At 59.4% G+C, this 12,165-nt stretch carries 11 protein-coding genes; 6 read left to right on the forward strand and 5 right to left on the reverse strand.

The features are described 5' to 3' along the window. Positions 1-311: 311 nt before the first annotated feature. Entirely contained in the window at positions 312-1,025 is a 714-nt protein-coding gene (locus tag GG26_RS02750) for a heme oxygenase (biliverdin-producing) (protein ID WP_099884279.1), read from the forward strand. Between the two features lie 85 nt (positions 1,026-1,110). On the opposite strand, the gene GG26_RS02755 is transcribed toward GG26_RS02750, so the two are convergent. Further along, on the reverse strand, positions 1,111-1,641 hold the full coding sequence (locus tag GG26_RS02755) for a pentapeptide repeat-containing protein (RefSeq protein WP_099812490.1): 531 nt from the start codon (positions 1,639-1,641) through the stop codon (positions 1,111-1,113). 140 nt (positions 1,642-1,781) lie between these two features. Between GG26_RS02755 and pyrR the strand changes: the two genes are divergently transcribed. The 4 genes from pyrR (at position 1,782) to GG26_RS02775 (ending at position 5,799) form a co-directional block, all read left to right on the forward strand. Then, the gene (pyrR, locus tag GG26_RS02760) at positions 1,782-2,336 is read left to right on the forward strand and encodes a bifunctional pyr operon transcriptional regulator/uracil phosphoribosyltransferase PyrR (RefSeq protein WP_011429314.1); all 555 of its coding nucleotides are present in this window, start codon (positions 1,782-1,784) and stop codon (positions 2,334-2,336) included. Between the two features lie 18 nt (positions 2,337-2,354). After that, positions 2,355-3,353, forward strand: coding sequence for a putative 2-dehydropantoate 2-reductase (locus GG26_RS02765; protein ID WP_414388777.1), 999 nt, complete (start codon positions 2,355-2,357; stop codon positions 3,351-3,353). A 62-nt stretch (positions 3,354-3,415) separates the two neighbouring features. Next, entirely contained in the window at positions 3,416-3,970 is a 555-nt protein-coding gene (locus GG26_RS02770) for a metal-binding protein (protein WP_011429312.1), read from the forward strand. A 104-nt stretch (positions 3,971-4,074) separates the two neighbouring features. Beyond that, on the forward strand, positions 4,075-5,799 hold the full coding sequence (locus tag GG26_RS02775; RefSeq protein ID WP_011429311.1) for an ABC transporter ATP-binding protein: 1,725 nt from the start codon (positions 4,075-4,077) through the stop codon (positions 5,797-5,799). Positions 5,800-5,802: 3 nt separating this feature from the next. On the opposite strand, the gene GG26_RS02780 is transcribed toward GG26_RS02775, so the two are convergent. From GG26_RS02780 to GG26_RS02790, 3 genes are all read right to left on the reverse strand, one after another. After that, positions 5,803-6,714 (reverse strand): PfkB family carbohydrate kinase, encoded by a 912-nt coding sequence (locus GG26_RS02780; protein WP_414388780.1) that lies wholly within the window; start codon positions 6,712-6,714, stop codon positions 5,803-5,805. Positions 6,715-6,723: 9 nt separating this feature from the next. Then, the gene (locus GG26_RS02785) at positions 6,724-7,587 is read right to left on the reverse strand and encodes a M48 family metallopeptidase (protein WP_011429309.1); all 864 of its coding nucleotides are present in this window, start codon (positions 7,585-7,587) and stop codon (positions 6,724-6,726) included. Positions 7,588-7,785: 198 nt separating this feature from the next. After that, positions 7,786-8,157: a hypothetical protein gene (locus GG26_RS02790; protein WP_143597300.1), complete on the reverse strand. Its 372-nt coding sequence runs from the start codon at positions 8,155-8,157 to the stop codon at positions 7,786-7,788. Positions 8,158-8,349: 192 nt separating this feature from the next. Between GG26_RS02790 and treY the strand changes: the two genes are divergently transcribed. Further along, positions 8,350-11,151 carry a malto-oligosyltrehalose synthase gene (gene treY, locus GG26_RS02795; protein WP_099812492.1) on the forward strand — a complete coding sequence of 934 codons (2,802 nt, stop codon included), beginning with the start codon at positions 8,350-8,352 and terminating at the stop codon, positions 11,149-11,151. 5 nt (positions 11,152-11,156) lie between these two features. Here the strand turns inward: treY and tpiA are convergent, their stop codons facing one another. Next, complete coding sequence (gene tpiA / locus GG26_RS02800) at positions 11,157-11,924, reverse strand: triose-phosphate isomerase (RefSeq protein WP_011429306.1); 768 nt, start codon at positions 11,922-11,924, stop codon at positions 11,157-11,159. Between the last annotated feature and the right edge of the window lie 241 nt (positions 11,925-12,165).

The raw sequence follows: 12,165 nt of genomic DNA on the forward strand, positions 1-12,165 counted from the left end.
CGACCGTGGGGATCGGAGGGGTGGTTCTGACAGGCTCAGCCGGTCGCCAGGGTGGACGCGGCGCCGGTCTTTGTCGCTTTTGAGATGCACGCTGTTGATGCAGGCTAGGGGGCAAGACGCGGAGCCATCAATCATGAGAAAGGATCGGGAATGGGTTTACAAAGCTTCTCAGGCTGGGGGAACCTCGGGATGGCTTGCGGGTGATCTGCGGGTGATCTAATGAAGCACAGTTTGTTGGCGAGGAGGGTTTTGTGAGTCAAAGTCAGAACAATCAGAATAAAAAAAGTGATCTGTATAACCGGGACCACAGCTTGTCGGCCCAGTTGCGAGAGGGCACCAAGCAGTCCCACACCATGGCCGAGAACATGGCCTTTATCAAGTGTTTCCTGAAGGGAGTGGTGGATAAACGGGCCTACAGCCGCTACCTGGGCAATTTCTACTTTGTCTACAGCGCTTTGGAAGAAGGCTTTGCCCAACTGCGAGAGCACCCCCTGGTAGGCCGGCTCTACTACCCAGAGCTGTGGCGCAAGGCCAGCCTGGAGAAGGATTTAAATTATTTTGTCGGCCCCAATTGGCGTGCCGTGGTCAAGCCCTCTCCCGCTTGCCAGGTCTATGTCAACCGCATTCGAGAAGTGGTGGAAAAAGACCCGGTTCTGCTGATTGCCCACGCCTACACCCGCTACATCGGCGACCTCTCGGGCGGCCAGATCCTGAAAAACATCGCCCGCCGGGCCATGGGCCTGCCGCCGGGGGAAGGAACGGCCTTTTACGATTTCGAGCAGATCCCCCACGAGGGCAAGTTTAAGCAGCGCTACCGCGCCCAGTTGGACGCGCTGGAGCTGGATCAGGCCACCATCGAGCGCATTGTGGCGGAAGCCAACTACGCCTTCAAGCTCAACATGGACTTGTTCAAGGAATTGGAGGGCAATTGGCTGCTATCCATGGCCCGCTTGGCCTGGAACTCGCTGCTCAGCCAGTTTCGGCGCCCGTCCGCCCGCTCTGAGGCGGCTGCCCCCACCTCCTGAGCCACACCTCTTTGCGGCGAAACAGGGCGTTCCTGGCCTCCCCATCCCCCCTCTCCCTCAGGGGAGAGGGTCCGAGGGTGAGGGATTAGTCGCATCCGAGGGTGTCGCGGGTGGCCCGCCCGGTGACGGGGTTAACGCCGCTGGCCCGTTCGCAGAGGATGGCAAGGGCATCTTTGCGGATCAGGGCGTTGGTGAAATCCGCTCCCTCGATCTCGATCCCTTCCACCCGCGCCAGCCACATCATGCTGTCCTGCAGTTGGGCTTCCCGCAGGTCGGCACCTTGCAAATTGGCCATGTCCAAGGTGGCGCCGCGCAGATCGGCCCCCCGCAGGTTGGCTCTGCTGAGGTTGGCTCCAAACAGGTTCGCCCCTGCCGCTTTGACATGGCTGAGATCGCTTTGTCGCAGGTTGGCCTTGAGAAATTTCCAGCCGCTCAGGTCTTGTCCGGCAAAGTTCGCCCCCTGCAGATCCCGCTTGCTGTAGTCTTCTGCCCAGGACGGGGATCCCAAGAGGGCGACACCCAGGCACAGGATCAGCCCGCAAAACACCGCACCCCGCAGGAAAGGGGTCAGCCAGGACAGTCTCACCAAACCAGAAGCCGGCCAAGCAACAGACATCGCAGATCCCTCCAGGAAACCTCCACGGCTTTGGGATTGCTCTTACTTTTATCCTACCGGATGGGGATCCCGCCGGCAGATTGGGCTAATTTGGGCTTTTATAAGCTGAGTCCCAACTGGCGAGGGGGGGACAGGGATCCATGTCCACAGTCGAGGTCTTCAATGCGCAGCAGATAGCGGAGCTGATCGACGCTCTGGCTACAGCAATTGCCAGGGATCACCCCCACCTGGACAGGCTGGTGTTGATCGGCATTCGCACTCGCGGCGTCCCCTTGGCCTACCGCCTGCGGGATCGCATCGCCACCGGCTTCGGGAGCCCACCGCAGGTAGGAGAGCTGGACATCACCTTCTTCCGAGACGACCTGGGCTCCGGCGGCCTGCGCACTCCCAATCGCAGCGAGCTGCCGCGGGATCTGACCGGCCAAGAAGTGGTGTTGGTGGACGATGTGCTCTTCCGGGGTCGCACCGTCCGTGCGGCTCTGGAGGCTCTCAACCACTTTGGGCGACCGGAGCAAGTGCGCCTGGCCGTGTTGATCGACCGCGGCCACCGCCAGTTTCCCATTCAACCAGACTACTGCGGTCACAAGCTAACCACGGCCCCTGAGCAGATCGTCAAAGTGCACCTGCGGGAAACCGACGGCGAGGAGCGGGTGTTGTTGATCGACGCCAAACTTGAGGAAAACAGCAGAGAGTGAGCCTGAGACGCCCCTGGGGTGCGGTATGGTGGGGATAATCTGCCGACTTTTGCCGCTATGGCTGTCTTGCCGGAAACCCGTCGCTACGCTGTCTTGGGCACAGGCGCCCTGGGAGGGTTTTACGGGGCAAAACTGCAACAGGCTGGCTTCACGGTGCATTTTCTCTTGCACAGCGACTACGACCACGTGCGCCAGAAAGGGCTGTGGGTAGAGTCCTGCTGGGGCGACTTTCACTTACCCCAGGTAAATGCCTACGCCGCCGTGGAGGAGATGCCCGTCTGCGAAGGGGTGATCGTGGCCCTGAAAGCTACCCAAAATCACCTCCTGCCACGGTTGCTGCCGCCTGTGCTGGCGGACAACGGCGTGGTGATCCTGCTGCAAAACGGCCTGGGGGCGGAGCCGGAGATTGCCAACTGGGTTGGCCCTGAGCGGGTGATCGGCGGGCTGTGCTTTATCAGCTCCAACAAAGTCGGCCCCGGCCACATCTGTCATCTGGATTATGGCTCGGTGCTGCTGGCGGAATACGGCCCCGGCTATGCGCCCCAGGGGATCACGCCTCGCCTTCAACAAGTTCAAGCAGATTTTCAGCGGGCCGGGATCCCGACCTCTCTTTCTCCGGATCTGATGTTGGCCCGCTGGCAGAAGTTGGTCTGGAACATTCCCTTCAACGGCCTCTCGGTGATCTTCAACGCCGATACCCAGCAAATGATCCGCGACCCTGAGGCCCGCGCTTTGGCGGAAACGCTGATGCACGAGGTGATCCAGGGGGCTGCCGCCTGTGGCCGCCACCTCCCGCAGACCCTGATCTCCGAGATGCTGGCCAGCACCGAGAAGATGGCCCCCTACCGAACCAGCATGAAGATCGACTACGAGCGCAAGCGTCCCCTGGAACTGGAGGCTATTTTTGCCAACCCGCTCCGCTATGCCCAGCAAGGCGGGATTCAGATGCCGCGAGTGGAGATGCTCTACCGGCAGTTGCAGGTGTTGGATCGCCTCAATCGAGGGATCCCGGCCTGAGGGCAAGCTTTTTCCTTCTCCTGCGGCTAGACTCAGCCGCAGCGGAGCGCTGCGCTGGCTTCATGCCTCTAGGATCCACCCACGATCGCATCACCCTCTGGACAGCTCCCGGCGTCACTTTGGCAGCCGGCCTGTTGGGCAACAGCGCTGCCGTAGCTCTGGCCGTGGGATCCGCCTATCTCTTCAGCGGCCTGATGTTTTCCGGGGATCTGGACACTGACTCTCGCCAGTATCGCCGCTGGCTGTTCCTGCGCTGGATTTGGCTCCCCTACCGCCGCTGCCTGCAACACCGCTCCTTCTGGTCCCACGGGCCGATCGTCGGCACTGCCCTGCGCGTGCTCTACCTGGGCCTGTGGGTGGCGGGGGTGGGCCTGCCGGGGGCTTGGCTGGGATCCCGCCTGGGCTGGTGGCAGTGGCGGCCCTGGGCCTGGCGCAACCACCTCTGGCAAGGGTTGCATGCGCACGCAGAGACGCTGCTTTGGGTGGGCATGGGGCTGGAGCTGGGTTCGCTGAACCACAGCCTCAGCGATTGCCTGGTCTCCCGCTGGCGACGTTGGCGCAGACGCCGTCGAAGAAGGGGATCCCCCCTTGCCAGGTATGGGCAAAAGTTAGGCTAGCCAGAGCCGTCTAAGAGACAACCCCGCTGGCCAGGGATCCCGGCAGCAGCTTGTGGCCCGATCCGGTAAGCTGAGTGGGGCAGAAGCCCTTTCTTCTGAGATCTGTGCATCCAGGTCGTAGCTATCGCCGCCTTTTTCCCTTCATTCGGCCCCACCTGTGGATGTTGCTGCTGGGGCTGGCCTGTACCCTTGGCTTTGTCCTCACTATGCCTGCCCTCGCCTACTTGATCGAGTGGGTGGCCCGCTCCATCGGCGCGGGGGATCTGGGGCAACTGCGGATCTTGGCCTTGATCGGGGTGGTGTTTTTTCTGGTGCGCGGCGCCTTCCAGTACGGCCAGGACACCCTTATGGCCAAGGCCTCTTTGCAAATGGTATTGGAATTGCGGCAACGGCTCTACGCCCATTTGCAGGGGTTGGATGTGGACTACTTTTCCGGCAGCCGCACCGGCGACCTGGTCTACCGCCTCACCGGCGATCTGGATCGGGTGGGCGAAGTGGTGCAGCGCTTTTTCCACCGCTTCATCCCCAGCGTGCTCACCATCTTGGCGGTAGTGGCCTACCTGTTCTACCTCAACGGCATCCTCACCTTGACCACCCTGGTGATTGCCCCCCTGATGGGCGCCTTGATCAGTTGGTTTGGGGAGCGGCTGCTGCTGCGCTCCCGCCTTAACCAGGAGAGCATGGCCGACCTGTCCTCCCTTCTGACGGAAGCCTTTGCCGGCATCAGCCTCACCCGCGCCTTTGCTGCCGAGGACTACGAGATCCGCCGCTTCAGCGCCATGGCCGAGAACAACCGCCTGGCCCGCTTCCAAACCGAACAGGTTAAAGCTATCCAAGACCCGGTGGTGGGCTTTCTGTACGCCATGAGCGTGTTGGGGGTGTTTTGGGTGGGGGGCTGGCAGATTAGCAAGGGCAACCTGACCGGCAGCCAGTTTCTTGGCTTTATTGCCGGGGTCGCCATGCTGATCGACCCCATTGTCCACATCACCAACAACTACAGCGAGCTGAAACAGGGGGAAGCCTCGGTGGAGCGGATCTTCGAGCTCTTGGATACCCGCTCCCGCGTGCGGGAGCTGCCCGGCGCCCGCCCCATGCCGCCCATTGAAGGCTGGGTGGAGTTCGAGCAGGTTTCCTTTGCCTACAAACCAGATCAGCCGGTGCTCAAACAGATCAGCTTCCAGGTGGCCCCCGGCGAGATTGTCGCCCTGGTGGGATCCTCCGGCGCCGGCAAATCCACCCTGGTCAACCTGATCCCGCGCTTCTACGATCCCCAGGAAGGCTGCATCCGCATCGACGGCATCGACATCCGCACCGTCACCCTCAAGAGCTTGCGCCGCCAGATCGGCATCGTGCCCCAGGAGATTACCCTGTTTTCCGGCACCATCGCCAGCAACATCGCCTACGGCCAAGAGGACTTTGACCTGGAAGCAGTGCGGCAGGCGGCCCGCGTGGCCAACATCGACAGTTTCATCGAGAGCCTGCCCGATGGCTACGCCACCCGTGTTGGAGAACGCGGAGTTACCCTCTCCGGCGGCCAGCGGCAGCGGTTGGCCATTGCCCGCGCCGTGTTGCTCAACCCCAAGATCTTGATCCTGGACGAGGCCACCTCTGCTTTGGATAACGAGTCTGAGGCCTTGGTGCAGGAAGCTCTGCAGCGGTTGATGCAGCGCTGCACGGTTTTTGTGATCGCCCACCGCCTTTCTACGGTGCGCAGCGCCCATCGCATTTTCGTCCTCGAGCAGGGGCAACTGTTGGAGGAGGGCAATCATCGCGAGTTGCTGAGCAAGGGGGGGCGCTACGCCCAGTTCCACTGGCGCCAGTTCCAGTAGCTTCTACAGCCCCCACGCTTGCCGGAAGGGGCGATAGAACGCCGGATCTGGGGGGGCGCCCCCCGCAACTCCACAGATGGCCGCCGCAAACTCCACCGCCCGTTGCAGCAACACCGCCTCCGGCCATCCTTGCAGCAGGCCCAGGATGGCCACCGCGCTAAACCCATCCCCTGCCCCCACCGTATCCACCAGCCGCGGCACCGGCACCGGCTCCCCCCGATACACCCCCCTACCGGTGAACAGGAATGCACCTGCCGCCCCCAGCGTTAGGAACAAGCCCCTCAGGTTCAACCGCGCCCGCAAGGCCTGCCCCTGTTCCTCCACCTTGCCGGCGGGGATGCTTTCTAACTGCACCACCTGCTCCAGCTCCTCTTGGTTCAGCTTCAGCCAAGCGCAGGTGCGCAGCATTTCCCGGACGGGGCCTGGGCGCCACCAGGGATCCCGCAGATTGAGGTCCAAAAACACCGGACAGCCCAAAGTGGGAAGGGTCTCCTGAAAATGGCGATGGGCTGCTTCTCGACGCGCCGCCAAGCTGCCCCGGTAGATCAGGCTGGGGCGGAGGGCTTGCAGAGCTGCCCTGTCCAACTGGATGTAGTCGTAGGCTTGGTCGGGCAAGATGGCGAAGGTCGGAATCCCCTCCCCATCCAGCGTGACCCGGACTTGGCCGGTGGGGTGAAGCGGATCCCGCTGCAGCCCTTCCAGACGCAGCCCCTGCCGCCGCAGCGCCGCCAACAACTGTTCTGCCGCCTCATCTTGGCCGACGCGGCTGAGCAAGACGGGATCGGATCCTAGCCCTTTGAGGTTCCAAGCCACATTCAAAGCCGCACCGCCCAGCACCACCTTGTCTGGGAAACAATCGAAAAGGGCCTCCCCCACAATCAGGGGGAGGCCAGAGGTCACTCCGAGGGAAGCCATCCTGGCCTCTCAGGCAGCAGTCGAGCCGTGCTGCTCCAAAATTTGCCGGTAAGTGTTGCTGCGGAACCAGCGCTCAATTTCCCGAGCTCGCAGCACCGGCAGCGGGTGGGTGCGCCCAATGGTCTGCATCTGCTTCAGCTCAAGCTGCCAGAGATCGTCGTCCAGCTCCTCGTAGGTGCGGGCCTGCTCCAGAAAAGCATCCACATTGAGCTTGGCGGCCAACTGCGGCGAGCCGCCGCACAGCTTCATTAGCACCGAGATCACCGTTCTTGCGTCCTGGGTAACCAGCAGCGCCGCCCGGTCGCAGGTAAACTCGGCACAGCGCAGCCAGTGCAGCAGTTGATCTTGCAGCGCTTGATAGAAGAGCCCACCGAAGGGGAGCAAACTGGTCGAGAGCATGAGAAGGTTGGCCATCGTCAAGTAGACGCCGTGGTTGCACTTGAGGTGGCCCAGCTCGTGGGCGATCACGGCTTGAATTTCCGGCGGCTCCAGCAAGTCCAGCAGGGAGCTGTGCAGGACGATAAAGGGCTTTTTCCCCTGCATGGCAAAAGTGTAAGCGTTGGGCACGGGATTTTGGCGCACGTAGAGCTGGGGCACTTCCAGATCTAGAATGCGACAGGCCTGCACCAGAAGCTGGTGAATTTCCGGCAACTGGTGCTCGTTGATTTGAATGCTCGAGGCGATGTTATCCAGATAAAAGATCTCCCCTGCCGTCGAGCCGAGCAAATTCTGAATCAGCAGGCCCAGCCCCGGCACCTGCTGCAGAGAGCGGGTTGCCTGCAGATCCACAGGATGGCGAAAATGGTCAGCCCGCAGGCCCAACAGGATGCGGGGCTGGCGGGGAAGGGTTGGCGTGGATGGTGTAGAGGACATAGGAGGCCGTAGAAAAACGCTTAGGGTCGCAACTCGTAGGGCACAAACTGAGGCAGGCGGTTTAACAAAAATAGCCGCTCCGGCGGGGGATCCGGCAGCACCGGCTGATAGGAAAACCCCAGGGGATCCTCCCCAAAAGGGATCTGCCAATAAACGACATGATTCCCGATGCACGGTCCACCGGTAACCAGCCGCCCATTATCGGCGATAGAGCCGCTGCTGGCTCTCCGCCGAGTCTAGGGTCTTCTGTAGCCGTCGCGCCAAATCCGCCGGTTGAGAAGTGGCGTAGGCCTCTGCATCCACCGGCGTCACTGTCGACGGCAGTTGCCCATTGAGAAGAGTATGGGCTGGCAGAGGAGCCACCAAGGGATCCGGAGTGGGAGGAGCAGGGATCTCCAAACCGACCTGGGGCTGGGAGCTGCTGGCCTGCAGCAAAATCTCCTCCAGACGTTGCTGCACCAGACGCAGATGGGCAGAGGCAGCGGGAGTGGGCAGGGTGAAAACCGGTTCGTCCCCCACCCGCAACTCCCCTTGGGCAAAGCTCAGGTCGCTCCCAGAAGTGCCGCTCAAGAGAAAAATCGTTGCCCATCTCGCCGCCGCCTGGTTTAGCATCGTTGCTTGCCCTTTGGCGCTCTTGTGCCCCTGAACACCTATCTAGGGTTTTGCCGATCTTTATGCGGGACCTCCCGATCTTAGCCGCTACCCTGGAAACATCCCTTCTGGTCATGGGCTGAGCCACCTTGTCGTCGTTTTGAGGTCGTCATGCGGATCCCGACTTCCACCTATCGCATTCAGTTTCACGCTGGATTTGACTTCGAGGCAGCGCGGCAAATTGTCCCCTACCTGAAGTTGCTGGGCATCAGCGATCTATATGCTTCCCCCATCTTTCAGGCCCGCAAGGGCAGCACCCATGGCTACGACGTCGTGGATCCCAGGCAGATCAACGTGGAGTTAGGGGGGAGTGAAAAGTTTGAACTCTTGTGGGAAACCCTCAACCAGCAGGGAATCGGCTGGATCCAAGACATCGTGCCCAACCACATGGCCTACGACGGCCAAAACCAAATGCTGATGGATGTTTTGGAAAGCGGGCCTAACTCAGACTTTATCGACTACTTTGACGTGAATTGGGATCACTCCTATCTGGGGATCAAGGGCAGAATCCTTGCTCCCTTCCTGGGCGACTTCTACAACAAGTGCCTGGAGTCAGGCCAGATTCAGCTACGCTATGATGCCGACGGCCTGAGCATTAACTACTACAACTTAAGATTTCCTCTCAATATTGACACCTATGCCGATGTTTTTACCTATAACCTGGGCAAGTTGCGGCGGAAACTAGGGCGCAGCCACCCCGACTATGTCAAACTACTCGGGATCCTCTTCAGCCTCAAGTTTATTCCTAGCAAAGAGGATCTCCTAGAGCGCACGGATCAAATTAGCTTTGCCAAGCACTCCCTCTGGGAGCTCTACACCTCTAGCCCGCATATTCAAAGCTTCTTTGACGAGAACATCGCCATCTTCAACGGCAAGCCCGGGGATCCCTCCAGCTTTGACTTGTTGGACAGCCTTTTGGCACGGCAAAACTTTCGCCTCTCCTTTTGGAAGGTGGGTGCTGAGGAGATTAATTATCGTCGTTTTTTTACCATCAACGATCTGATCTCGCTGCGGATGGAAGATCGCGAAGTATTTCGCAAAACGCATCAGCTCATTCTCAAGCTCGCAGAACAGGGGCGCTTCACAGGTTTACGCATCGACCACATCGATGGCCTATTTAACCCAGAGGAGTATCTCCACCGTCTGCGAGAACGCTGTCCAGATCTCTACATTGTGGTAGAAAAAATACTAGAAGCTAATGAGAAGCTACCTCAGCAATGGCCAGTTCAAGGCACAACGGGTTACGACTTTTTAGCTAAGCTTAATGGCATCTTTTGCCAATCGGAGAATGCAGAAGCCTTCAGTGCTCTTTATCAAGATTTCACCAACCTGCAACAGTCACCAGAACAGGTTATCGAAGATAAAAAACGGCTGATTATCGAGCGCAACCTGGCAGGGGACATGGACAACCTTGCTTTTTTGCTCAAGCAGATTACCAGCCATCACCGCTATGCCAATGACTTCACCCTCTACAGCTTGCGCCGAGCCTTGGCAGAGGTTTTGGTGTGTTTCCCAGTTTACCGAGTCTACATCCACGAAGGGATCCTCAGCTCAGAAGGTCAACAGGCCGTCCGCCAAGCTGTAGAGAAAGCTAAGGAGAACCTGCCCATTTTGGTTAACGAGCTGAATTTCCTGCAGCGCTTTCTCTGCCTTGAGTTCCCCGAAAACGTCTCAGAGGAAGAGAAAAACGAGCAAATCTACTTTGCCATGCGGCTGCAACAGTTGGCTGGCCCTCTCATGGCCAAAGGGGTAGAGGATACGGCCTTCTACGTTTACAACAGGCTGCTATCCCTGAACGAAGTAGGTGGGGATCTATATCGTTTTGGCATTTCTGTCCAAGAGTTCCATCGCTTTAACCAAGAACGAGCAGCCCAGTGGCCCTTCTCAATGAATGCTTCCTCCACCCATGACACCAAACGCGGCGAGGATGTGCGGGCCCGCCTGAATGTGCTCTCGGAACTCCCCGCTGAATGGGAGAAGCACATTAAACTCTGGCATGAGTTGAATCTTGGCTACAAAGTTCGCAGCAAGCAAGCGAAGCGTTCGGAGCTGCCCGATCGCAACGACGAGTATTTTCTTTATCAGACTTTGATCGGCTCCTATCCTTTTCAACCAGAGGAAGTTCCTACCTTTATCCAGCGAGTTAAAGACTACGCCATTAAAGCAGTTCGGGAAGCTAAGGTTCATACTGCTTGGCTTCGCCCCGATACCGAATACGAAGAAGCTACCCTTGCTTTCATCGATCAGATCCTGCGGCCCTCAAGCCCCTTCTTGGAGTCTTTCCTGCCCTTTCAGCGCAAAATTGCCCACTTTGGCATCTTTAACTCTCTCTCTCAAACCCTGCTGAAGCTCACCAGCCCTGGGATCCCGGATATCTACCAGGGCACGGAGCTGTGGGATCTCAGCATGGTCGATCCCGACAATCGTCGGCCTGTGGACTTTTCCCGCCGCCTGGCTTACCTCGAAGAAATTCAACGGCGAATCAAGCAGGATCCCCTGCAACTTATCCAAGATCTTCTGCTTCACCGCCACGACGGCCGCATTAAGCTGTTTCTCATCCATCAGGTGCTAAAGGCCCGTCAGGAACAGCCGCAGCTATTTCTGGAAGGCAGTTATATTCCCCTGCAGGTGAGCGGCTCCTATGCCAACCATGTCATTGCTTTTGCCCGTCAGCACGACAAACAAGTCGTCCTGGTGGTGGCGCCCCGCTTCCTAACCTCCCTAATTTACCAGACGCAGGATCCCTTGGGGGACGCTGTTTGGAAAGACACAGAAATTCAGCTGCCGCGCTGGAAGCGGCTGGAGTGGGTCAATGGCCTCACCCAAGAAGGGATCCCTGCCGGCGACACCTTGTCGGTGGGCGCCGTCCTCAAGTCTTTTCCCGTGGCTCTACTGTGGGGGCAATCTCGCTGAGGAACCTAGGGAGCCGCTGCTGCGGCAGGAGTCAGGGCCTGGAAGTTGACAATGCGGGCAAACTCTTGGGGATCGAGGCTGGCCCCTCCCACCAGTACACCGTCAATCTGCGGCTGGGCCATCAGCTCGTCGATGTTGCTGGCTTTGACCGAGCCACCGTAGAGGATGGGCAGGTGGTCGGCGCCCAGATGCTGGCGGATAAGGCCGATGACGCGGTTGGCCTCGGCGGCTGCACAGGTTTTCCCCGTGCCAATGGCCCAGATGGGCTCGTAGGCAATCACGAGGTTGCGCAGATCGATCCCCGGCAAGGCGCGATCCAACTGTCCCACAATCCAAGACTCGGTCAGGCCTTGCTCCCGCTGTTGCAAGCTTTCCCCCACACAGAGGATGGGGGTGAGCCCGTGCCGCTGGGCCGCGGCCAAGCGCCGGTTGACGGTTTCATCGGTTTCGCCAAAGTACTGCCGCCGTTCGCTGTGGCCGACGATAACGTAGCGCACCCCCAGCTCTGCCAGCATGGGGCCGGAGATCTCTCCCGTAAACGCCCCTTGATCCTCCCAGTGCAGGTTCTGGGCTCCCACAGCCATGCCGGATCCCCGCGTTTCTTCTACCACCACGGCCAGGTCTGTGAAGGGCACGCAGAGAATGATCTGCCGCTGCGGCCTCACCCCTGCAGACGAGGCTTGCAGGGCTGGACGAAACTCGCGCAGAAACTGGCGAGCCTCAGCCTGAGTCTTGTGCATTTTCCAGTTGCCGGCAATGAGGATGGGGCGCAAGATGGATCCTCCCTAAGCGACACAACGATGTAGTCAACTGCTGGGATCCCGAGCCTGGGGGATCCCGAGCTTTTTTCGTATGTCACAGTGTATCAGCAAGAGGTTTCAGAAGAGGGCGAGGGAGCATGACTCTAGTCAATGATATGCTGGACTATACTGAAAATAATGTACAGTATGTTCAGTATAGCTGCTTGGTATGGCTAGGTATGTAAAACCGAGAGAAGCGGCGGATTATTTTGGG

This window comes from Synechococcus sp. 'PEA 65AY6A-5F PE A' (assembly GCF_047462575.1).
In the GTDB taxonomy this organism is placed as follows: Bacteria; Cyanobacteriota; Cyanobacteriia; order Thermostichales; family Thermostichaceae; genus Thermostichus.